At 60.9% G+C, this 21,101-nt stretch carries 22 protein-coding genes; all 22 read left to right on the top strand.

The window, feature by feature from the left end:
- The first annotated feature begins 2 nt into the window (after positions 1-2).
- The 22 genes from D1012_RS11720 (at position 3) to D1012_RS11615 (ending at position 20,977) form a co-directional block, all read left to right on the top strand.
- Entirely contained in the window at positions 3-2,354 is a 2,352-nt protein-coding gene (locus D1012_RS11720) for a TRAP transporter large permease subunit (RefSeq protein WP_118152419.1), read from the top strand.
- Between the two features lie 115 nt (positions 2,355-2,469).
- A complete protein-coding gene (locus D1012_RS11715; protein ID WP_118152417.1) occupies positions 2,470-3,255 on the top strand; it encodes a ThuA domain-containing protein in 786 nt (261 codons plus the stop codon).
- On the top strand, positions 3,252-4,304 hold the full coding sequence (locus tag D1012_RS11710) for a Gfo/Idh/MocA family protein (RefSeq protein WP_233517107.1): 1,053 nt from the start codon (positions 3,252-3,254) through the stop codon (positions 4,302-4,304). Before D1012_RS11715 ends, D1012_RS11710 begins: the two co-directional genes overlap by 4 nt.
- Before the next feature lie 150 nt (positions 4,305-4,454).
- A complete protein-coding gene (gene fabF, locus D1012_RS11705; protein WP_118152416.1) occupies positions 4,455-5,714 on the top strand; it encodes a beta-ketoacyl-ACP synthase II in 1,260 nt (419 codons plus the stop codon).
- A gap of 3 nt (positions 5,715-5,717) precedes the next feature.
- Positions 5,718-6,896, top strand: coding sequence for an endolytic transglycosylase MltG (gene mltG, locus D1012_RS11700; protein ID WP_118152404.1), 1,179 nt, complete (start codon positions 5,718-5,720; stop codon positions 6,894-6,896).
- 208 nt (positions 6,897-7,104) lie between these two features.
- Entirely contained in the window at positions 7,105-7,440 is a 336-nt protein-coding gene (locus tag D1012_RS22810) for a hypothetical protein (RefSeq protein WP_199489492.1), read from the top strand.
- Positions 7,391-8,734: a DNA-packaging protein gene (locus D1012_RS11690; RefSeq protein ID WP_118152402.1), complete on the top strand. Its 1,344-nt coding sequence runs from the start codon at positions 7,391-7,393 to the stop codon at positions 8,732-8,734. The genes D1012_RS22810 and D1012_RS11690 overlap by 50 nt, the downstream gene beginning before the upstream one ends.
- A gap of 51 nt (positions 8,735-8,785) precedes the next feature.
- The gene (locus D1012_RS11685; protein WP_118152400.1) at positions 8,786-9,976 is read left to right on the top strand and encodes a phage portal protein; all 1,191 of its coding nucleotides are present in this window, start codon (positions 8,786-8,788) and stop codon (positions 9,974-9,976) included.
- On the top strand, positions 9,973-10,215 hold the full coding sequence (locus D1012_RS11680) for a GTA head formation protein, RCAP_rcc01685 family (protein ID WP_118152398.1): 243 nt from the start codon (positions 9,973-9,975) through the stop codon (positions 10,213-10,215). The genes D1012_RS11685 and D1012_RS11680 overlap by 4 nt, the downstream gene beginning before the upstream one ends.
- Positions 10,216-10,219: 4 nt before the next feature.
- A complete protein-coding gene (locus tag D1012_RS11675; protein ID WP_118152396.1) occupies positions 10,220-10,768 on the top strand; it encodes an HK97 family phage prohead protease in 549 nt (182 codons plus the stop codon).
- 34 nt (positions 10,769-10,802) lie between these two features.
- The gene (locus D1012_RS11670) at positions 10,803-11,999 is read left to right on the top strand and encodes a phage major capsid protein (protein ID WP_118152394.1); all 1,197 of its coding nucleotides are present in this window, start codon (positions 10,803-10,805) and stop codon (positions 11,997-11,999) included.
- A 153-nt stretch (positions 12,000-12,152) separates the two neighbouring features.
- Positions 12,153-12,755 (top strand): head-tail connector protein, encoded by a 603-nt coding sequence (locus D1012_RS11665; RefSeq protein ID WP_118152822.1) that lies wholly within the window; start codon positions 12,153-12,155, stop codon positions 12,753-12,755.
- Positions 12,752-13,090 carry a head-tail adaptor protein gene (locus D1012_RS11660; protein WP_118152392.1) on the top strand — a complete coding sequence of 113 codons (339 nt, stop codon included), beginning with the start codon at positions 12,752-12,754 and terminating at the stop codon, positions 13,088-13,090. Before D1012_RS11665 ends, D1012_RS11660 begins: the two co-directional genes overlap by 4 nt.
- On the top strand, positions 13,087-13,485 hold the full coding sequence (locus D1012_RS11655) for a DUF3168 domain-containing protein (protein ID WP_118152390.1): 399 nt from the start codon (positions 13,087-13,089) through the stop codon (positions 13,483-13,485). Before D1012_RS11660 ends, D1012_RS11655 begins: the two co-directional genes overlap by 4 nt.
- Positions 13,486-13,511: 26 nt before the next feature.
- Positions 13,512-13,925, top strand: a complete 414-nt coding sequence (locus tag D1012_RS11650) for a phage major tail protein, TP901-1 family (protein ID WP_118152387.1) — start codon at positions 13,512-13,514, stop codon at positions 13,923-13,925.
- Positions 13,925-14,245 carry a gene transfer agent family protein gene (locus tag D1012_RS11645; protein ID WP_118152385.1) on the top strand — a complete coding sequence of 107 codons (321 nt, stop codon included), beginning with the start codon at positions 13,925-13,927 and terminating at the stop codon, positions 14,243-14,245. Before D1012_RS11650 ends, D1012_RS11645 begins: the two co-directional genes overlap by 1 nt.
- Positions 14,242-14,481 carry a phage tail assembly chaperone gene (locus D1012_RS11640; protein WP_118152383.1) on the top strand — a complete coding sequence of 80 codons (240 nt, stop codon included), beginning with the start codon at positions 14,242-14,244 and terminating at the stop codon, positions 14,479-14,481. Before D1012_RS11645 ends, D1012_RS11640 begins: the two co-directional genes overlap by 4 nt.
- Positions 14,438-15,091 (top strand): RcGTA-type gene transfer agent tail tape measure protein, encoded by a 654-nt coding sequence (locus tag D1012_RS11635; RefSeq protein ID WP_118152381.1) that lies wholly within the window; start codon positions 14,438-14,440, stop codon positions 15,089-15,091. Before D1012_RS11640 ends, D1012_RS11635 begins: the two co-directional genes overlap by 44 nt.
- 9 nt (positions 15,092-15,100) lie before the next feature.
- Positions 15,101-15,733 carry a DUF2460 domain-containing protein gene (locus D1012_RS11630; protein ID WP_118152379.1) on the top strand — a complete coding sequence of 211 codons (633 nt, stop codon included), beginning with the start codon at positions 15,101-15,103 and terminating at the stop codon, positions 15,731-15,733.
- A complete protein-coding gene (locus D1012_RS11625) occupies positions 15,733-16,593 on the top strand; it encodes a phage/gene transfer agent baseplate hub protein (protein ID WP_118152377.1) in 861 nt (286 codons plus the stop codon). The genes D1012_RS11630 and D1012_RS11625 overlap by 1 nt, the downstream gene beginning before the upstream one ends.
- Positions 16,594-16,597: 4 nt before the next feature.
- The gene (locus D1012_RS11620; RefSeq protein ID WP_118152375.1) at positions 16,598-17,077 is read left to right on the top strand and encodes a C40 family peptidase; all 480 of its coding nucleotides are present in this window, start codon (positions 16,598-16,600) and stop codon (positions 17,075-17,077) included.
- Positions 17,078-20,977 carry a baseplate multidomain protein megatron gene (locus D1012_RS11615; protein ID WP_118152373.1) on the top strand — a complete coding sequence of 1,300 codons (3,900 nt, stop codon included), beginning with the start codon at positions 17,078-17,080 and terminating at the stop codon, positions 20,975-20,977. It begins immediately after the preceding gene.
- Positions 20,978-21,101 lie beyond the last annotated feature (124 nt).

Here is a 21,101-nt window from a genome sequence, read left to right as displayed (position 1 = left end):
GTATGCTTTTTGGTCTGGACGGCGTTGAGGTCGGTCTGATTATCGTGTTTTTGTGCTTGTTTGGCGGGATCATTTCAGGGTTTCCGGTAGCCTTTGCCATCGGCGGAGCCGGGATCATCGGGTTTGGCCTTATCGCGGCGCTGGATTCGTCCGGGGTGCTGATCCATCAGGCGATAGACTCCGGGTCGGAGGCGTATCGCGCGCTGCTGGCGCAGGGGGTGGCGGCGATTGACATCACCACCTTTCGCTATCCCGATCTGCCGCGGGTGGAGGTGTCGCTGTTTCCCGGTGGCTGGGAAACCGCGATGGACCGCAACCTGTCGTTCATCGTCAACCGGATGAATGAGCGGGTCATTGCGGGGGCGTCGATTGAGACGCTGCTGGCGGTGCTGATGTTCGTGATGATGGGGATCGTGCTGGAGCGGTCCAAGATCGCCAATGATCTGCTGACCACGATGGCGCGGGTGTTTGGCCCGCTGCCGGGGGGGCTGGCGGTATCAGTCGTGGTGGTGGGGGCGTTTCTGGCGGCATCGACCGGGATTGTCGGGGCGACGGTGGTGACGATGGGGCTTTTGAGCCTGCCCACCATGCTGCGCGCCGGGTACAGCCCGCAGCTGGCGACCGGGGTGATCGCGGCCAGTGGCACGCTGGGGCAGATCATTCCGCCGTCGATTGTGATTGTGCTTTTGGGCACGATGGCCGGGGATCTCTATGCCTCGGGTCAGGAAGTGCGGGCGCAGGCGGCGGGCTGTTCGGATGCGCTGACCTATCTGGGCCGCGCGGCGGTGGTGTCGGTGGGCACGCTGTTTCAGGCGGCGATTTTGCCGGGGCTGATGCTGGCGTTTCTGTATGCCGCCTATGCCTTTGGCTTTGCGCTGGCCAATCCGTCAAAGGCTCCGGCGATCCAGCTGACCCAAGGGTCGGGGCAGATTGTCACCCGGCGCGAGGCGACGACCTGGTTTCTGATCGTGCCGGTGGCGCTGATCGGCGGGTTTCTGATGCTTTCCCAGGTCAACCTGATTGGCTCTCAGGACATGACGGTGGACAGTTTCAGCGCGGGTGGACAGGGCGCGTCGCTGCGCACCAATGTCTCTGAGCAGTGCAAGGCCAGCATGATCGCCTTGCACGGTCAGGCCGCCTGGGATGCAGCGGTGGCCGAACAGGCAGCGATTGCCGAGGCCGGAGGGGCTGCACAGGCGCGGGCGCTGACACCGGAGGAGCGTGCTGCGGCACGGGTCGCCCGCGAGGACAGCCGGGCGCCCGTCGGGTCGGGCGTGGCGGTGCTGCTGCTGCTGGCGGCGCTGACCCTGACCACGGCGCGGGGGCTGGCCCCGATGGCGGATCATCGGCCGGTCTGGATCGGGCTGGCCGGGGTGGCGCTGGGGTTGGCGGTGGATGCGCTGATGATCGGGCCGCTGATGTCGCCGGGGATCAGCCTGCTGTGGCTGGCGGTGCCGTTCGGGCTGGTGATTTATGCGGTGTGGGCGGCGATGCCGATGTTGACGCAGAGCGACATTGTGCGGGTGGTGTTCCCGCCGCTGGTGCTGGTGGTGGCGGTGCTGGGGTCTATCCTTGGCGGCATCACCAACCCCACCCCGGCTGCGGCGCTGGGGGCGGGTGGCGCGCTGTTGCTGGCGGCCTATCGGCGGCTGAAAGACAGTGGGCGAAGCCCCAAGATCATCATCGGTGCGTCGTTTGCGCTGGTGATCATGCTGCTGGTCGGCGTGAACTTTGACCTGCGGCTGGGCCTGGGCACCACGACGACGGAACAGATCGTCGCGTTCTGGGTGGCGATGGCGGCCTATAGCTTTACCATGTTCGGCATCCTGTATGCCTGCTGGGTGTTGTGGCGCGGGGCGGTGCTGACCTCGGTGGTGCGCGAGACGGCCAAGATCACCAGCATGGTGTTCGCCATTCTGATCGGCAGCCAGATCCTGAATCTGGTGCTGATCAGCTTTGGCGGCGAGCATTACATCCAGAGCTTTCTGCGCAGTTTCGACAATGAGCTGACGGCGTTTCTGATCGTGATGCTGGTGCTGTTCATCCTGGGCTTTGTGCTGGATTTTCTGGAGATCATTTACATCGTGGTGCCGATTGTCGGGCCGGTGATTTATGGCGGCACGTTTGACCCGAGTTGGGTCACGATCATGATTACGGTCAATCTGCAGACCAGTTTTCTGACACCGCCGTTTGGCTTTGCGCTGTTTTATCTGCGCGGCGTGGCCCCGAAGGAGGTGACGACGCGGCAGATCTATACCGGGGTGATCCCGTTTGTGCTGATCCAGATGGGTGCATTGTTGCTGCTGTATTTCGCGCCATGGATTGTGACCATCGTGCCCAATCTGCTGGGCTGATCTCGGTTTTCCTGTGGGCGGCGAGGCTTTGCCGCCCGGCGATTGACCCCTCTGCCAAAGCGCTTTGGATAGTGCTATCCAGCCCGCGTTAGCGCAAGCAAGGGAGAGATTCGCGATGGCGATCCGGGTGACGGTCTGGGGTGAGAATGTTCACGAGCGAGAGAACAAGGTCGTGGCCGGGATTTATCCCAATGGCATGCATACGGCGATTGCCGATGCCCTGAACGGCGATGCCGGGATTGCGGCCTCGACCGTCACGTTGCAGGACCCGGAGCATGGGCTGACGGCGCAGAAGCTGGCCGAGACCGATGTGCTGATCTGGTGGGGCCACGCGGCGCACGGGGATGTGGCCGATGAGGTCGTGGAGCGGGTGTGCAATGCGGTGTGGTCCGGCATGGGGGCGATTTTCCTGCACTCGGCGCATTTTGCCAAGCCGTTCAAGCGGCTGATGGGCGCGCCCTGCAACCTGACCTGGCGCGAGGCGGGCGAGCGGGAGCGGATCTGGCTGACCAGCCGCAACCACCCGATTGCCGCGGGGCTGCCGGATCATTTCGAGCTTGAGAATGAGGAAATGTATGGCGAGCCCTTTGGCGTGCCCGAACCGATGGAGACGGTGTTCGTGTCGTGGTTTCAGGGCGGCGAGGTGTTCCGCTCTGGCCTGACCTACAAGCGCGGAGCGGGGTCGGTGTTTTACTTCCGTCCGGGGCATGAGACCTATCCGACCTATCATAACGCGCATGTGCAGCGGGTGATCCTGAATGCGGTGAAATGGGCGCATAACCCGGCGACGCGACTGGCGGAAGCGTCAGCGGCGCCCAATGTGCCGGTGGATCAAGCACTTGAGCCGATTGAAGAGCGCGGCCCCCGGCTGCACCATGATGGTGAGGAGGGGTTCCGGTGACGGTGCGGCTGCTGATCCTTGGCACTGGCGGCATGGCGAACAACCATGCCGAAGGATTTGCCAGAATTGACGGGGTGGAGCTGGTGGCGGGGGTGGATACCCGGCCTGCGCAGCTGGCCGCGTTTTGCGACAAGCACAGCATTGCCCATCGCTTTGCCTCGGTTGCCGAGGCGATTGCCTGGGGGCAGTTTGACGCGGTGACCAATGTGACCCCGGATGCGGCGCATTTCGCCACCACCACGCCGATGTTGGCGGCTGGCAAGCATGTGCTGTGCGAAAAGCCGCTGGCGACCAATGCGGCGGATGCCGAAGCGATGGTGATCGCGGCGCAGACGGCGGGCGTGGTCAACATGGTCAACCTGACCTATCGCAACGGGGCCGCCTTGCAAAAGGCGGCGGCGATGGTGGCAGAGGGGGCGATCGGCAAGATCCGGCATTTCGAGGCATCCTATCTGCAAAGCTGGCTGACCCAGCCCGCCTGGGGCGAATGGCGCGACGAGCCGCAATGGCTGTGGCGGCTGTCGTCGGCCCATGGCTCCAAAGGGGTTCTGGGCGATGTGGGGATTCACATTCTGGACTTTGCCAGCTTTATTGCCGGGGAGCCGGCGGTGGATGTCTCGGCGCGGCTGGCGACCTTTGACAAGGTGCCGGAGGGCCGGATTGGCGAGTATACGCTGGATGCCAATGACTCGGCCACGATGCAGATCCGGCTGGAGGGTGGGGCTTTGGGCGTGGTGCATGCGACGCGCTTTGCCACCGGACACATGAACGATCTGCGGCTGCGGCTGTTTGGGGACACCGGCGGGCTGGAGGTGAGCTTTGAGAACAGCGTCAGCCGGTTGCGCGCCTGCACCGGCGCGGATCGCCTGACCGCCACCTGGCATGAGGTGGAGTGTCCGGAAACACCGTCGGTCTATGAGCGGTTCATCGCGGCGATCCGGGGGGAAGCTCCGGCGCTTCCCGATTTTGCCCGTGGTGCGGCGCTGCAGCGTTTGCTGGACCGGGCTGAGGAAAGTGCGCAACGCGGCGGTCTGGTGTTGCCGGTCTGATCATTTTCTGTCGACAAATATCCCGGGGGGTTGGGGGGGCTGGCCCCCCCACTTTCCGCCGGTCAGCCCGGATGACCGCCCCGGCGGTTGCACTGGCCATGGCCCGCGTGTATCAGGCGAAAAAGCCTTATCGAGCTTAGGAGACATCGTATGCGTCGTGTCGTTGTGACGGGTCTGGGGATGGTGACGCCGCTTGCCTGCGGGGTCGAGGAAACCTGGAGCCGGTTGATTGCCGGGCAGTCCGGGGCCGGGCCGATCACGCGGTTTGACGCGTCGAATGTGGTGACTCAATACGCCTGCGAGATTCCGCTGGGTGATGGCACGGATGGCACCTTCAACCCGGACGACTGGATGGAGCCGAAGGACCGCCGCAAGGTGGATGATTTCATCCTGTATGGCATGGCAGCGGCGACGCAGGCGGTGCGCGATTCCGGCTGGGTGCCTGAGACCGAAGAAGACAAGCAGCGCACCGGCGTGATGATCGGATCGGGCATCGGCGGGTTGTCGTCTATTGCGGAAACCGCCGTGCTGATCAAGGAAAAGGGGCCCAAGCGGGTATCGCCGTTCTTTATCCCCGGTGCGCTGATCAATCTGGTGTCGGGGCAGGTCTCGATCCGCTTTGGCTTCAAGGGGCCGAACCATGCGGTGGTGACGGCCTGTTCCACGGGCGCGCATGCGATTGGCGATGCGGCGCGGCTGATCATGCTGGATGATGCCGATGTGATGGTGGCGGGCGGGGCGGAGAGCCCGATTTCAGAGATCGGGATCGCCGGGTTCAACGCCTGCAAGGCGCTGTCAACCAAGCGCGCCGATGACCCGGCCAAGGCGAGCCGCCCCTATGACGCCGACCGTGACGGGTTTGTCATGGGCGAGGGCGCGGGTTGTGTGGTGCTGGAAGAATATGAGCATGCCAAGGCGCGCGGCGCAAAGATCTATGCCGAGGTGCTGGGATATGGCTTGTCGGGGGATGCCTATCACATCACCGCGCCATCCGAAGATGGCGATGGTGGCTATCGCAGCATGGCGGCGGCGTTAAAGCGCGCGGGGCTTACGCCTGCGGATGTGGATTACATCAACGCGCATGGCACCAGCACGATGGCGGATACCATCGAGCTGGGCGCGGTGGAGCGGCTGATGGGCGATGCGGCGGCGGGGGCGACGATGTCTTCGACCAAGTCGAGCATCGGGCATCTGCTGGGGGCTGCGGGGGCGGTGGAGGCGATTTTCTGCATCCTCGCCATCCGTGATCAGGTGGCCCCGCCGACGATCAATCTGGACAATCCGGCGGTCACGCCAAGGCTGGATCTGGCGCCGAATGTGGCGCGGCATCGCAAGATTGACGTGGCGCTGTCCAACTCGTTCGGCTTTGGCGGCACCAATGCCAGCCTTGTCATCGGCAAGGTGCGCTGAGGGATGTGGCGCTCGATCGCGTCGAATGCGCTGACGCTGTTCATTGTGCTGCTGGTGGTGGCCGCGGGGATTCTGGCCTGGGGGCGTGAGGAATATACTGGGCCGGGGCCGTTGACCGATGCGATCTGCTTCCGGGTCGAGCGCGGGGCGTCGCTGAGTTCGGTGAGCCGGGCGCTGGAGGCGCAGGGCGCGGTGTCTGATGCGCGGATTTTCCGGATTGGCGCGGATTACTCGGACAAGGCGCAGCTTTTGAAGTTTGGCAGCTATTTGATCCCTCCGGGGGCGTCGATGGTGGATGTGCTGGCATCGCTGACCGAGGGCGGGCAATCGACCTGTGGGCGTGAGGTGAATTTCCGGATCGGGGTGAACAGCGCCGATGTGATCTTGCGCGAGCTGGATGCTGCGACCAACCGCTATGTCGAGGTGGTGAAGTTTGACCCGGCGGTAGAGGCATTGCCGCAGGTCTATGTCGATGTGGTTGCGGAATCCGATCTGCGGTTCCGGGTGACCTTGGCCGAGGGTGTGACAAGCTGGCAGGTGGTAGAGGCGCTGAAACGCGCGGATTTCCTGAGCGGCGAGGTGGCGGCGGTGCCGCCGGAGGGGTCGCTTGCCCCCGACAGCTATGAGGTCGACAAGGGTGCAGACCGGGCGGCGCTGCTGGCGCGGATGACGGCGGCGCAGGAACAGATCCTGGCAGCACTTTGGGCGAGCCGGGCGGATGGGCTGCCTTACGCCTCGCCGGAGGAGGCGCTGATCATGGCATCCATCGTGGAAAAGGAAACCGGGGTTGCCGAAGAACGCCGGCAGGTGGCGAGCGTGTTCGTCAACCGGCTGGAGCGCGGGATGCGGTTGCAGACTGACCCGACGGTGATTTACGGCGTCACCATGGGGCAGGGCGTGCTGGGGCGCGGTATCCGGCAGAGTGAATTGCGGCGCGCGACGCCATACAACACCTATGTCATCGACGGCATGCCGCCGACGCCGATTGCCAATCCGGGGCGGTTGAGCATCGAGGCGGCGTTGAACCCGGACAGCACAGATTACATCTTCTTTGTGGCGGATGGCACTGGTGGCCATGCCTTTGCGGTGACGCTGGAAGAGCATAACGCGAATGTGGCACGCTGGCGCGAGATTGAACGCACCCGGGGACAAGACGGCCAGACCGGGGTGCAGGGGGAATAGCTCCCGCTGCGCTCCGGTTAACAAAAGATAAACGCTGCGAGCGGTAAGCCGCTGTTATCGCTCGATTTTCATCTTGACTTGCCGCGCGGTCCGATGTATCACTTGTGACATGCTAGAAGAAGTGTCGAGAGCGGCGGGGTGATGCCCCTGTCCGCTCTTTTTCATTTCTACTCGTCCGGAGGGATAGCGAGGCGGGTGGCAGCACAGCATGACAATCAACTTCACTGCAACGGAAGCGGACAAGACCGAAACGCCTGAAGACCTGTTGCGGGTTGCCGAGCAGCAGATGGGGCGCGCGGTCGTCAGGCTGCATCATGTGATTGAAGAGGTGGAGGCCGGGAAGTTCGATCAGTTGACCGAGGCAAAACGTGTCGCGGACAATCTGACCAGCTTTGTCCGGCTGTTTATGGATGAGAGGAACAAAGTTGACAAACTCCGCAAAACGCTTGCCGGGGCTGTCGGAACCGGCGAGCTCGACTTTGCAGCCGCGCGCGATGAGATCGGGCGGCGTCTGGCTCTCCTCCGCGACGCCGGAGGTGATTGACGACTTTCTGAACGGGCTGTCGGATGCGGCATTGCTGGCATTGCCGTGGATGTTTGAATTCTGGGCGCTGCCACATCAGCTGCCCCCCGAGGGCGCCTGGAAAAGCTGGGTCATCATGGGGGGGCGCGGTGCGGGCAAGACGCGGGCCGGGGCCGAGTGGGTGCGTGCGCAGGTGGAAGGTGCGCGCCCGTCGGACCCCGGCCGGGCAAGCCGGGTGGCGCTGGTGGCCGAAACGCTGGATCAGGCGCGCGAGGTGATGGTGTTTGGCGAGAGCGGGATTCTGGCCTGCTCTCCGCCCGACCGGCGGCCGCAGTGGAACGGCACGCGGCGGATGCTGACCTGGCCCAATGGGGCCACGGCGCAGTGCTTTTCGGCGCATGACCCGGATACGCTGCATGGACCGCAGTTCGATGCGGCCTGGGTGGACGAGCTGGCGAAGTGGAAAAAGGCGCAGGAGACCTGGGACCAGTTGCAGTTTGCGCTGCGGCTGGGGGCCAATCCGCAGCAGGTGGTGACCACAACGCCGCAGAACATTCCGGTGCTGAAGGCCATTCTGAAAAACCCCTCGACCGTGATGACCCACGCGCCGACCGATGCCAACCGGGCCTATCTGGCGAAATCGTTCCTGGAAGAGGTGCAGACCCGCTATGGCGGGCAGTGGCTGGGGCGGCAGGAGCTGGAGGGCGAGCTGATCGAGGATATCGACGGCGCGCTTTGGACCACGGATATGCTGGAGGCCGCACGGGGGCCGTCGCCTGATCGGCTGAGCCGGATCGTGGTGGCGGTCGATCCGCCGGTGACGGCCAAGGCCACATCGGATGAATGCGGAATCGTGGTGGTGGGGGTGATGACCGAGGGCAACCCGCGCGACTGGCGGGCGGTGGTGCTGGAAGATGCCAGCATCAGCGGCACCCCCACCGACTGGGCGCGGGCGTCGGTGGCCGCCTATGAGCGGCACGGGGCTGACCGGATGGTGGCCGAGGTCAACCAGGGCGGTGACATGGTGGAAGCAATGATCCGCCAGCAAGGGGCGCTGGTGGCCTATCGCGGGGTGTCGGCGTCGAAGGGCAAGAGTTCCCGCGCCGAGCCGGTGGCGGCTTTGTATGAGCAGGGCCGGGTGGTGCATTGTGGCAGGCTGCGCAAGCTGGAGGACCAGATGTGCCTGATGACCCGGAGCGGGTTCAAGGGGGTCGGCAGCCCGGACCGGGTGGATGCCTTGGTCTGGGCCCTGCACGAGGCGATGATCGAACCGGCAAAGGCCTATGGCGGCGATCCGCGGATGCAGGTGCTGTAGCAGCGCCATCGGGCGCGTCGGGGTGATCCCGAACAACGGAGATCGGAAAACATGGTGTTCAACTTTCTGCGGCGGGGCGAGGTTTCGCCCACGCCCTCTGCCGTCATGGAAACCAAGGCGAGTGCCACCGGGCGGGTCGCGGCCTGGGGATCGTCGGGCCGGGTGAAGTGGAGCCCGCGCGATGCGGCCTCGCTGACCCGGACCGGGTTCCTGGCCAATCCGGTGGGCTTTCGTGCGGTCAAGCTGGTGGCCGAGGCGGCGGCGGCGCTGCCGCTGGTGTGTCAGGATGCCGAGCGGCGGTTTGACAGCCACCCGGTGCTGGGGGTGATCAACCGCCCGAACGGCGCTCAGGGGCGGGCGGAGTTTCTGGAGGCGGTTTACGGGCATTTTCTGCTGAGCGGGAATGCCTATCTGGAGGCGGTGCCGGGGGCATCGGCGCTGCCGGGGGAGCTGCATGTGCTGCGCTCTGACCGGATGTCACTGGTGCCGGGGCCGGATGGCTGGCCGGTGGCCTATGACTACACGGTGGGCGGGCGGACGCATCGGTTTGACATGCGCGGGGCGGTGAAGCCGATTTGCCATCTGAAGGCGTTTCATCCGCAGGATGACCACTATGGCCTGTCGCCGATGCAGGCGGCGGCGGTGGCGGTGGATGTGCACAATGCGGCCAGCTTCTGGTCGAAAGCGCTGCTGGACAATGCGGCGCGGCCTTCGGGGGCGATTGTCTACAAGGGCGTCGATGGGCAGGGATCTTTGTCGAACGACCAGTATGACCGGCTGGTGGGCGAGATCGAGGCAAACCATCAGGGCGCGCGCAATGCCGGGCGGCCGATGCTGCTGGAGGGCGGGCTCGACTGGAAACCGATGGGGTTTTCGCCCTCTGACATGGAGTTTCAGAAGACCAAAGAGGCGGCGGCGCGGGAAATCTCTGTCGCCTTTGGCATTCCGCCGATGCTGCTGGGGATCCCTGGCGACGCCACTTACGCCAATTATCAGGAGGCCAACCGGGCGTTTTACCGGCTGACCGTGCTGCCGCTGGCGGCGAAGGTGATGGCCGATGTCAGCCATTGGCTGGCCGGATTTTCGGGGGAAGAGGTCGAGCTGCGGGTCGATCTGGACCAGATCCCGGCGCTGGCGGCGGAGCGCGATCAGCAATGGGCGCGGGTTGGGGCGGCAGACTTTCTGACCGTCGCCGAAAAGCGGCGCTTGCTGGGGCTGCCTGCGGTATCTGACGAGGCATGACGATCCGCAAGCCCGGAGGGTCGCGGTTCCTGTACGACAGTTTCGATGCGGCGGCGGCGCGGATCGAGGCGAATGAGCGCGTGGCCGAAGAGCGTTGGGCGGCGCTGGACTACAGGCTTGGCCAGATCGACGCGGTGCTGGAGCGGTTGGAAAAGCGCATCTGGTTGGGCGTTTACGGGGTTGCGGCCTTTCTGCTGGCGCAGGGGGCCGAAGCCATTCTTCAGGCGGCGATGAGGTGAAGGGATGAACGATTATGGCGCGCCGGAGCGGAAGTATCTGCGGCCGGAGCAAGGGTTGACGGTGACCGATGGCCGTGTGGTCGAAGGCTATGCCAGCCTGTTCGGTGTGACGGATCACGGTGGCGATGTGGTGGTGGCCGGGGCTTACGGTGCCAGCCTGAAGCGGTTGGCGGGCAAGGGCGCCAAGGTCAAGATGCTGTGGCAGCATGATCCGGCACAGCCGATTGGCGTGTGGGATGAGGTGCGGGAGGATACGCAAGGCCTGTGGGTCAAGGGCCGCATCCTGACGGAAGTGGACCGGGGCCGTGAGGCGGCGGCCCTGCTGGCGGCGGGGGCGATTGACGGCTTGTCAATCGGCTACCGCACGCTGAAAGCAGAACGCAATGGCAAGGGCCAGCGGCTTTTGTCGGAGCTGGAGCTTTGGGAGGTGTCACTGGTCACCTTTCCGATGCTTTCCGAAGCGCGGGTGCAGGCAAAGTCGGATGACGGCTGGCATTGGCGTGAACTGGCGCAGGTCTTTGACGACGCGCGCCGACAACTGGCCGAGCGGTAACGCCCCGGCTTTCGTTCAAACATCAGGAGTGACGATGACCGAGAGAAAGGCTCGGGCCGGGGAAGACATGCCCACGGCCCTGCATCCGGGTGCGGAGGTCAAATCCGCAATGGCCGGATTCATGAATGAAATCAGAGTGTTTCAGACCGAAGTGAAACAATCGCTGCAACATCAGGAAGAGCGACTGACCATGTTGAACCAAAAGACGATGAGCTATGGCCGTCCGGCCCTGTCCGCCGCCGCTGACCTGGATGCCCCGCATCAGAAGGCGTTTGACGCCTATCTGCGCTCGGGTGACGATGACGGGCTGCGGGGGCTGGTGCTGGAAGGCAAGGCGCTGAACACCGCCGTGGCCGCAGAGGGCGGCTATCTGGTGGACCCGCAAACGGCGGATACAATCCGCTCGCTGTTGGTTTCGACCTCGTCACTGCGGTCGGTCGCCAATGTGGTGCAGGTGGATGCGGTGTCGTTCGATGTGCTGATCGACCGGACCGAAGTCGGTTCAGGATGGGCTACAGAGGCGGCGGCGCAGGCCGAAACCGCAACCCCGGCGATTGAGCGGATCTCGATCAAGCTGCATGAGCTGTCAGCGATGCCAAAGGCCAGCCAGCGGCTGCTGGACGACAGCGCCTTTGATGTCGAGGGCTGGCTGGCGGGCAAGATCGCGACGCGGTTCATCCGGGCCGAGGCGGCGGCCTTTGTCAACGGGGACGGAATCGACAAGCCGCGCGGGATTCTGCTGCCGCCAAAGGTTGCGAATGCGTCCTGGACCTGGGGCAGTCTGGGCTATGTGCCGACAGAGGCTGCGGCCGATTTTGCCGCGGCCAATTCGGCGGATTGCATCGTCAATCTGGTCTATGCGCTGGGGGCCGATTACCGCGCCAATGGCACCTTTGTGATGAACTCCAAAACCGCCGGTGCCGTGCGCAAGATGAAGGATGCCGATGGCCGGTTCATGTGGTCGGACGGGTTGCAGGCCGGTGAGCCGCCACGCCTGATGGGCTATGCGGTGCTGATCTGCGAGGATATGCCGGATGTGGCGGCCAATGCCTATCCGATTGCCTTTGGCGATTTTGCCTCGGGTTACACCATCGCCGAGCGGCCTGATCTGCGCATTCTGCGTGATCCGTTCAGTGCCAAACCGCATGTGCTGTTCTATGCCAACAAGCGTGTGGGCGGCGACATCACCGACTTTGCGGCGATCAAGCTGTTGAAAGTGGCGGTGTCGTAACACGAAGGTCGCGGCCAGCCCAGGCTTTCGGGCTGGCCTGATTTCGGGCGCGCGCAGGAAAATCCATGCCGTCTAGCTGCTCCCCCCTCCGACCGAGCGGTGTGGGGCGCGCGCCCGATCTTTGCAGGATGGCGGGGCAATCGGAGAGAGATGATGATGCTGACCGAGCAGACCGTGGTGCCGCCAGAGGCATTGCCGGTGCAGGCGATGAAGGATCATCTGCGTCTGGGCACCGGCTTTGCCGATGACGGATTGCAGGATGGGTTGGTGGTGGCCCATCTGCGGGCCGCGATTGCGGCGATTGAAGGCCGTACCGGTAAAGCCTTGCTGGCACGGCGGTTCCTGCTGCGTCTGAACCGCTGGCGCGAAGATCGGGGCGCGCAAGCGCTGCCGATGGCCCCGGTGTCGGCGCTGGTATCGGTGACGGTCCGTGATGCGAATGGGGAGGGTGTGCTGGTGGCGAGTGATCGCTATCGGCTTGAACCCGATATGGCGCGCCCGCGGTTGCGGGGGGCGGGGCGGAGTTTGCCGGGCATTCCGGAGGATGGCACGGTCGAGATTGTGTTTGACGCGGGCTTTGGCACCGGCTGGGACGCGGTGCCGGCGGATTTGGCGCAGGCGGTGCTGTTGTTGGCAGCGGAGTTTTACGAGGTGCGCCATTCTGGCGCACAGGGTGGTCCGGCCTTGCCGTTGGCGGTTCAGGCGCTGATCGAGCGCTGGCGGACCGTACGGGTATTGGGTGGAGGCAGCGCATGAACCCGGTGCATCTGAACCGTCTTTTGACCTTGGAGCAACCGGTTTCCACCCCTGATAGCGCGGGGGGCTTTTCAACGGTCTGGCAGGGGATTGGAACTCTGTGGGCCGAGATCACGCCCGGAACGGGGCGGGGTACGAGCGGGGAAGAGGTCTCGATGGCAAGTGTTCCGTACCGGATCACTCTGCGGGGGGCGGCTTCTGGTTCGCCCCGCAGACCGCTGCCGGGACAACGTCTGACGGACGGGGGCCGGGTGTTTCAGGTGCTGGCCGTGACTGAGCGGGATGCGGCGGGGCAGTACCTGACCTGCTTTGCACGCGAGGAGACACCGGCATGAGCTATGGCGCAGCAGCTGCCCCGCAGGCAGCGGTCTATGGGGTGTTGTCCGGTGATCCGGCGCTGGCCGGTGTTCTGGTCGTGGATGCGATGCCCCCGCTGGGCGCGGTGGGAACCTTTGTTCTGATTGGTCCGGAAGAGGTGCTGGACCAGTCGGACAAAAGCGGGGACGGCGCGGAGCACCGGGTCGTGGTCAGCGTGATCAGTGATGCCAGCGGATTTCTGACCGCCAAGACTCTGGCGGGCGCGGTGTCGGACAGTCTGGTGGGGGCAACTCCGCCGCTGAGTATCGGCCGTATTGTCGGCGTTCGCTTTCTGAAAGCGGTGGCCCGGCGGCTGGCGGAGGGCGAGGTGCGACGGATCGACCTGACCTTCCGTGTACGGATTGAACTTTAAATATCTGAAATTGCTGGAGAGTAAGTATGGCTGTGCAAAGCGGAAAAGATCTGTTGCTGAAGCTGGATCTGACGGGGGACGGCACCTTTGAAACCGTGGCGGGCCTGCGGGCGACCCGGATCAGTTTCAATGCCGAAACGGTGGATGTGACCAGTCTGGAAAGTGCGGGCGGCTGGCGCGAGTTGCTGGGCGGCGCGGGCGTGAAGTCGGCCTCGATTTCGGGGTCGGGCGTGTTTCGCGATGCCAATACCGATGAGCGGGCACGTCAGATTTTCTTTGATGGCGAGGTGCCGGACTTTCAGGTGATCATTCCTGATTTCGGGGTTGTCGAGGGGGCATTCATGATCACCTCGATCGACTATGCCGGCAGCCATAATGGCGAGGCGACCTATGAGATGTCGCTGGCCTCGGCGGGTGCTCTCAGCTTTGTGGCGCTGTGATGGCGAACCCTTGGGCGGGGGAGGTGGCGGTGGTGCTGGATGGCCGCCGCCATGTCGCCAGGCTGACGCTGGGAGCGTTGGCCGAGCTGGAGGACGCGTTGGCGACGGGATCGCTGATTGATCTGGTGCAGCGGTTCGAGGCCGGGCGGTTTTCCACGCGCGATGTTCTGGCACTGCTGGTGGCGGGGCTGCGTGGCGGTGGGTGGCAGGGCACGGCGGCAGATCTGCGCAGCGTCGAGATCGGTGGCGGCCCGATGGAGGCCGCCCGCGTTGCGGCAGAGCTGCTGGCGCGGGCTTTTACCCTGCCGGGGGAGACATGAGCAGCATCGACTGGCCGGGCCTGATCCGGGTCGGCCTGCATCAGCTTGGGCTGGAGCCGGGCGTGTTCTGGTGCCTGACCCCGGTGGAGCTGAGGATCATGCTGGGGGCGGACGTGGCACACCCGCCCCTGACACGGGCGCGACTGGCAGAGCTGGCCGCAGCCTTTCCTGATACAGCGAAGGATATGGAACATGGCGCAGATCGAAGAACTGCAGGAGCAGGTGGCGGCGCTTGAAGCAACGCTGGGGGCCTCGTCGGCGATGGTCAGCGCGTTCGAAGGCGAACTGGCGAAGATGCAGACGACCATGCTGTTTACCGGGCGCGAGGTGAACAGCCTCTCCAATGGCATTGGCGGTGGCCTGCGGCGGGCGTTTGACGGGTTGATCTTTGACGGGATGAAGCTGTCGGACGCGCTGCGGATGGTGGCGCAGTCGATGATCAACGGTGTGTACAACGCTGCGATGCGGCCGGTGCAGGGGGCCATGGGCGGGCTGGTGGCGCAGGGCGTCAGCGCGGTCATGGGGAGCATGATGCCGTTCAGGGACGGCGGTGCGTTTGCCCAAGGCCGTGTCATGCCCTTTGCCAAAGGCGGTGTGGTGTCCAGCCCGACCAGCTTTCCGATGCGGGGCGGGCGTGGTCTGATGGGCGAGGCGGGGCCAGAAGCGATTATGCCACTGGCGCGCGGGGCAGACGGGCGGCTTGGGGTTCAGGCGGCTGGCGGTGGCCGCCCGGTGACCGTGGTGATGAACATTCAGACCCCTGATGTGCAGGGATTCCAGCGCAGCCAAAGCCAGATTGCGGCGCAGGCGTCGCGGGCTTTGGCACGCGGTCAGCGGAACAGGTGAGGACATAGAATGGCGTTTCATGAGATCAGATTTCCGGCCAACCTGAGTTTCGGGTCGATCGGCGGGCCGGAACGGCGGACGGATGTGGTGATGCTGGCCAGTGGCTATGAGGAGCGCAATACGCCGTGGGCCCATTCGCGCCGCCGCTATGAGGCGGGGGCCGGTCTGCGGACGTTGGACGATATCGACGCGCTGATCGCGTTCTTCGAGGCGCGCCGGGGCCGGATGCACGGCTTTCGCTGGAAGGATTGGGCGGATTACAAGTCATGCCTGCCATCGCACAAGCCGACCGCCATTGATCAGGTGATTGGCACGGGAGACGGGGTGCAAACCGTCTTTGCCCTGACAAAAACCTATCGGTCCGGGACCGAGACCTATACCCGGCGCATCACCAAACCTGTCGCGGGAACAATTCTGGTCGCAGTTGCGCGCGACCCAAAGGTGGAGGGGCTGGAGTTTTCGCTGGATGCAGAGCGGGGGGAGATCACCTTTGCCGTGCCACCCGATTTGGGTGTTACTGTCTATGCGGGCTTTGAATTTGATGTGCCGGTCCGGTTTGACACCGACATGATCATGACGTCGATTGCCTCGTTTCAGGCGGGCGAGGTGCCGGATGTGCCGGTTGTGGAGGTGCGCATATAATGCAGCACGCTTTGGAGAACCATCTGAAGACCGGCTCGACCACGGTATGCTGGGCATGGCTTGTACGCCGCCGGGACGGTGAGACGCTAGGCTTTACCGACCATGACTGCGATCTGACTTTTGACGGCGTGCTCTTCGCTGCGCGCAGCGGGTTGACGGCGGGAGTTCTGGAAAAAACAAACGGTATGGCGGTCGACAATACCGAAGTCCTGGGCGCGCTGTCTGACGCCTCGGTTCGGGAGGAGGATATCTTGGCAGGGCGCTACGATGGCGCAGAAATGGTGACCTATCTGGTGAACTGGGTCAATGTAAACGAACGCTCGGTTCTGTTTCGCGGGACCTTTGGTGAAATGACTCGCAGTCAGGGATCGTTTCGTGTCGAGCTGCGTGGGCTGACCGAAGCGCTGAATGTGCGGCATGGTCGGGTGTATCACGCGGAATGCGGGGCGGTCCTTGGCGATGCTCAGTGCAAGGTTGATCTGACCGCGCCCGCCATGTCTGTCATCGTCCCGGCTCAGGCGGTGTTGGAGGGCAGGGTGATCCATGTTCCTGCGCTTGCAGAATATTCTGAGGGTTGGTTTGCGGATGGTCAGTTGCTGATTCACACGGGCATCGGCAAAGGACAATCGGGCCGGATCAAATCTGACACGACGGTTGGACAGATCCGGATTGTTGAGATGTGGCAGAGCTTTGGCGTGCGGCCACAAGCGGGTGATCAGATGCGCCTTGTTGCCGGTTGCGACCGGCGCGCCTCAACCTGTCGGCAAAAATTTGACAATTTCTTAAATTTCAGAGGCTTCCCACACATTCCGGGTGAAGACTGGATGCGGTCAAATCCAAGCAAAAGCGGGCGGAGGTGACCAAATGCAAAGCGAATCCGTATTTGTCGAGACCGCTGGGCTTAGACTGCAAGACAGAATCGTGCAGGAAGCACGCACCTGGTTGGGAACACCTTACCGCCACCAGGCCACAACCCGCGGCGCCGGGACCGACTGTCTGGGGCTGATCCGGGGGGTCTGGCGGGCCGTGATCGGGCCGGAACCGTTGACGCCACCCGCATATTCGATGGACTGGTCAGAGCCATCGGGCGAAGAAATTCTGATGCAGGCGGCAGGGCAGTGCCTATTGCGAAAACCTGACCTCACTCTGGGTGCCGGAGATGTCCTTTTGTTCCGCATGCGGGACGGTTGTGTGGCAAAGCACCTTGGCATCGTTTCTACACTGGAGCCGACCCCCAGATTTATCCATGCCTATACCGGCTATGGGGTGGTCGAAAGCTCATTGTCTGGTCCGTGGGTGCGTCGCATCGCGGCCGTATACTGTTTTCCTGAAAAGGCGGAATGAATGGCGACGATCGTTTTTGCCGCAGCAGGCGCTGCATTGGGTGCGGGCTTTGGTGGGACTGTTCTGGGGTTGTCCGGTGCCGTAATGGGCAAGGCCCTTGGCGCCACGCTCGGGCGGGTTGTTGATCAACGGATCATGGGGATTGGTTCTGATGCTGTTGAAGTCGGCCGACTCGACCGGTTCCACGTCATGGGGTCCAGCGAGGGGGCGCCGATTCCGAAATTCTGGGGCAGGATGCGATTGCCAGGGCAAGTCATCTGGGCGTCCCCATTTCGGGAAACCAGCCGCAAGAGCGGTGGCAAAGGCATGCCCTCGCCGAAGACGGTGGAGTATACCTACTCTGTCAGTCTGGCCATCGCATTATGCGAAGGCGAAATTCTGGGGATCAGTCGGGTCTGGGCGGATGGCGATGAAATCTCGCCGAAGTCCTTGAATATTCGAGTGTACAAGGGAACGGAAGATCAGCTTCCTGATCCGCTGATCGAGGCACAACAGGGAAATTCTTTTGCCCCTGCCTATCGAGGCATTGCCTATGTCGTATTGGAAGAGCTTGAGCTTGCAGCCTACGGCAATCGTGTGCCGCAGTTCAGTTTTGAGGTCATGCGCAGAGCACAGGGTAAAGAGGCAGAAAAGATTCCTGATCTTCAGGAGTCTATCAGGGCGGTCGCGCTTATTCCAGGAACCGGCGAATACGCGCTCGCCACGCGGAAAGTGGTTGAGGAAGAGAGCTTTTCCTTTTTTCGGGTTTTGAATGTAAACGCACCAAGTGGAGAAACCGATCTTCAAACATCTTTGAATCAACTCAACCAGGAGCTGCCTAAGTGTCAGGCCGTCTCACTGGTTGTGTCGTGGTTTGGCAATGACCTGCGCTGTGGATATTGTGACATTCAGCCAAAAGTTGAGCGAAATATGGTTGTCGGAACTCAGTTTCCTTGGCGGTCAGGCGGTGTGACTAGGACCGAAGCGCTTGAAGTACCCCGTGTTGATGGCCGGCCGCTCTATGGAGGTACACCCGCTGACTCATCGGTGATTGATGCTATTGTTGCATTGCGGGCGCGCGGTCAATCCGTAATGTTCTATCCATTTATTCTGATGGAACAAATACAAGGCAATAACCTGCCTGATCCTTATTCCAATAACGCGTTCCAGCCTGCTCTCCCTTGGAGGGGGCGTATTACACTTTCTATCGCACCAGGGAGAGCACACAGCCCGGATAGAACCGAGTTAGCCGTGAGTGAAGTAACAAATTTCTTTGGTTGTGCGCAGATTGGTGACTTTTACGGTCAGGCTGGAGAGCTGTACTATACCGGTGAGCAAAAGTGGGGATATCGTCGGTTTATACTGCACAATGCATTTTTGTGCCAGCTTGCAGGAGGCGTTGAATCCTTTTGCATTGGATCGGGGATGCGTGGTCTAACGCAGATCCGTGGCCCAGAACATCGCTTTCCTACTGTTGAAGCTCTCATTAAATTAGCAGCCGATGTTCGCGTTATTCTGGGGCCAGAAGTCAAGCTGAGTTATGCAGCTGACTGGAGTGAATACTTTGGCTTTCATACAGAAGATAATGTTTACTTTCATCTGGATCCACTTTGGGCGAGCAACGACATAGACTTTATTGGTATCGACAATTACATGCCGATTTCAGACTGGAGAGAGGGCACACAGCATGCGGACGCGGCTTGGTGGTCCATTTACAATATTGATTATCTGAAATCAAATATATCTGGCGGGGAGGGGTTCGACTGGTATTATTCAGGGCCAGAGGGAGTTGAGTCGCAAAATCGCCTTCCGATCCATGATTTCGGATATGGAGAGGACTGGGTCTTTCGTTACAAAGATCTGACGTCATGGTGGTCTCAACCTCATCACAACCGGATAAATGGTGTCAGGTTGGGGCACCCAACGTCATGGATTCCCCGATCAAAACCGATGCGCTTCACAGAATATGGTTGCGCTGCGATTGATAAAGGAACCAATGAGCCGAACAAGTTTTTGGATGCAAGATCTTCTGAGTCATCGGTCCCACGCTCGTCGCTCGGAACCAGAGATGACTTTATTCAAATGCAATATTTCAGGGCTAGTCACATGTACTGGGCAGATCCGGACAATAATCCAAAGTCACATCTATATGCCGGATCTATGCTTGACCTTGATCATTGCTATGCCTGGGCTTGGGACGCAAGGCCGTATTCGGATTTTCCAAGAAACATTAATCTTTGGTCTGATGGGGAAAACTATTATCGGGGGCATTGGCTGAACGGACGCGCAACCTCTGTTCAATTGGATCGATTGATTTGTGAAGTTTGTGAAGATTCCAACTTGTTTGAATTTGATACAAGTCACCTATACGCATCGGTTCACGGATACTCTGTTTCAGAAAGTCAATCCGGAAGATCCAAGCTTCAATCTCTTGCCGTTTCTTATGCTTTTGATTGCATCGAAGACGAAGGCGTCTTGCGTTTTCAATCCCGAGATGTATCTGGTATTATTCAGGTAGAGGCATGTGACGTGGCATTAGGTGCAGATGGATTGTCGGGTCTGGAATATTTACGTCTGCCACAATCTGAAACTGCTTCGAGAGTTCGTTTTTCTCACCTCGCAGCAGATGGAAATTTTTCGCCAGTTGTCACGGAGATTGCTAATAATCAAATACCTTCCTCTTCTGTGCTGGAAGCCGAGTATCCACTTGTTTTACCTGTGGGTATTGCAAAGGCAATCTCAAGCAGATGGTTGGCGGAAGTCAACATTTCGGACGATCAGTTATCTTTCTATCTGCCGCTTTCCAGATGTGGAATTCAAGTTGGCTCAACCGTTCTGATGAACGAAATGAGTTACAGAGTTGATGGATTTGAGCTCGATAAAAAATTATCTGTTAAGGTAGTTCGTGTTGAGCCGACCTCCAATATTCATATTGGAGAAAGTATGGATTCACCTGAGTGGAATCCATACGTTTCATCAGGGCCGGTTTCAAATATCTGGATGGATTTACCTATTATTCGTTCAAATCAGATTCCACACGCTCCGTTTTTGGCTGTCTCATCAAACCCATGGTTGTCACCGGCGATAGTCTGGTCTTCAAACGAAAATTCTGGATACTCAGTTAACAGTGTTTTTGAGGCTGCTTCGCGCATTGGCCGAACGCAAAGTGAATTGTCTTTCTCCCCGGCAGGTATATTTGATCATGGGCCAGTTCTATTGGTGAGTATGCCGGTGGGGGAAATGGAGTCTGTCTCGCTGACCGGCTTGCTGTCAGGTCAAAATATGTTGGCTATTGGTGATGGTGATTCAGAAAACTGGGAAATTGTACAGTATATGCGTGCAGAACTTATTTCTCCAGGGCTTTTCGGAATATCTATGCGACTTAGGGGGCTTGCTGGGTTTGATGCAATTATGCCTGAAAAATGGCCAATTGGAAGATACGTTGTCATAATTGATGAGAGGGTAAAGCAGATATCTATTACCATTGAAAAATTGAATCATGAACAACACTACCAGATTGGCCCTTCTGACGAAGACATAGGATCAGATCTTGTTCAGCATAAGATTGCAACATTCAAGGGAACTGGATTGCGCCCGCTTTCAGTTGCGCATCTCACGTACCATGTTGAAAATCAAGATCATTTTTTTCGTTGGATTCGTCGAACAAGGTTGAATGGGGATTCTTGGGAGGGCTATGATGTTCCATTGAATGAGGAACTTGAGCTTTATAAGTTTGTTGTTAAGTCTGAAAACGGTGCCGTGTTGATGACCAGAACACTGAATGAGACAAATTTTTCCTATACACTTGATCATCGATTTTTGAATGGTGTGTCAGGTCGGTATTCTGTCGAGGTTTCTCAGATATCCTTGTTATACGGGAGTGGTTCCATAAAAACTTTAAATATAGACGTCTTAATTTAGGCTCTGGACCCATTAATTTTCTTGCGGGTCGGACAACTCACTGATTCACTTGCGGCACCACAGGGGGTGCTGCCATGAGCGAGATGATCCTGCTTTCCGAAGCCCAGATGGCGCGGATATCGCC

The sequence above is a fragment of the Pseudotabrizicola alkalilacus genome (assembly GCF_003443995.1).
GTDB classification, from domain to species: Bacteria; Pseudomonadota; Alphaproteobacteria; order Rhodobacterales; family Rhodobacteraceae; genus Pseudotabrizicola; species Pseudotabrizicola alkalilacus.
Note: the sequence above shows the minus strand (reverse complement) of the source record. Positions and strands in the feature narration are given on the sequence as shown.

Excerpts from the sequence above, each read along its gene's own strand:
- mltG (WP_118152404.1), top strand. The coding sequence starts at position 5,718 with ATGTGGCGCTCGATCGCGTCGAATGCGCTGACGCTGTTCATTGTGCTG.
- D1012_RS11690 (WP_118152402.1), top strand. The coding sequence starts at position 7,391 with ATGAGATCGGGCGGCGTCTGGCTCTCCTCCGCGACGCCGGAGGTGATT.
- D1012_RS11685 (WP_118152400.1), top strand. The coding sequence starts at position 8,786 with ATGGTGTTCAACTTTCTGCGGCGGGGCGAGGTTTCGCCCACGCCCTCT.
- fabF (WP_118152416.1), top strand. The coding sequence starts at position 4,455 with ATGCGTCGTGTCGTTGTGACGGGTCTGGGGATGGTGACGCCGCTTGCC.
- D1012_RS11640 (WP_118152383.1), top strand. The coding sequence starts at position 14,242 with ATGAGCAGCATCGACTGGCCGGGCCTGATCCGGGTCGGCCTGCATCAG.
- D1012_RS11720 (WP_118152419.1), top strand. The coding sequence starts at position 3 with ATGCTTTTTGGTCTGGACGGCGTTGAGGTCGGTCTGATTATCGTGTTT.
- D1012_RS11615 (WP_118152373.1), top strand. The coding sequence starts at position 17,078 with ATGGCGACGATCGTTTTTGCCGCAGCAGGCGCTGCATTGGGTGCGGGC.
- D1012_RS11680 (WP_118152398.1), top strand. The coding sequence starts at position 9,973 with ATGACGATCCGCAAGCCCGGAGGGTCGCGGTTCCTGTACGACAGTTTC.
- D1012_RS11655 (WP_118152390.1), top strand. The coding sequence starts at position 13,087 with ATGAGCTATGGCGCAGCAGCTGCCCCGCAGGCAGCGGTCTATGGGGTG.
- D1012_RS22810 (WP_199489492.1), top strand. The coding sequence starts at position 7,105 with ATGACAATCAACTTCACTGCAACGGAAGCGGACAAGACCGAAACGCCT.
- D1012_RS11670 (WP_118152394.1), top strand. The coding sequence starts at position 10,803 with ATGACCGAGAGAAAGGCTCGGGCCGGGGAAGACATGCCCACGGCCCTG.
- D1012_RS11630 (WP_118152379.1), top strand. The coding sequence starts at position 15,101 with ATGGCGTTTCATGAGATCAGATTTCCGGCCAACCTGAGTTTCGGGTCG.
- D1012_RS11625 (WP_118152377.1), top strand. The coding sequence starts at position 15,733 with ATGCAGCACGCTTTGGAGAACCATCTGAAGACCGGCTCGACCACGGTA.
- D1012_RS11665 (WP_118152822.1), top strand. The coding sequence starts at position 12,153 with ATGATGCTGACCGAGCAGACCGTGGTGCCGCCAGAGGCATTGCCGGTG.
- D1012_RS11675 (WP_118152396.1), top strand. The coding sequence starts at position 10,220 with ATGAACGATTATGGCGCGCCGGAGCGGAAGTATCTGCGGCCGGAGCAA.
- D1012_RS11645 (WP_118152385.1), top strand. The coding sequence starts at position 13,925 with ATGGCGAACCCTTGGGCGGGGGAGGTGGCGGTGGTGCTGGATGGCCGC.
- D1012_RS11635 (WP_118152381.1), top strand. The coding sequence starts at position 14,438 with ATGGCGCAGATCGAAGAACTGCAGGAGCAGGTGGCGGCGCTTGAAGCA.
- D1012_RS11620 (WP_118152375.1), top strand. The coding sequence starts at position 16,598 with ATGCAAAGCGAATCCGTATTTGTCGAGACCGCTGGGCTTAGACTGCAA.
- D1012_RS11715 (WP_118152417.1), top strand. The coding sequence starts at position 2,470 with ATGGCGATCCGGGTGACGGTCTGGGGTGAGAATGTTCACGAGCGAGAG.
- D1012_RS11660 (WP_118152392.1), top strand. The coding sequence starts at position 12,752 with ATGAACCCGGTGCATCTGAACCGTCTTTTGACCTTGGAGCAACCGGTT.
- D1012_RS11650 (WP_118152387.1), top strand. The coding sequence starts at position 13,512 with ATGGCTGTGCAAAGCGGAAAAGATCTGTTGCTGAAGCTGGATCTGACG.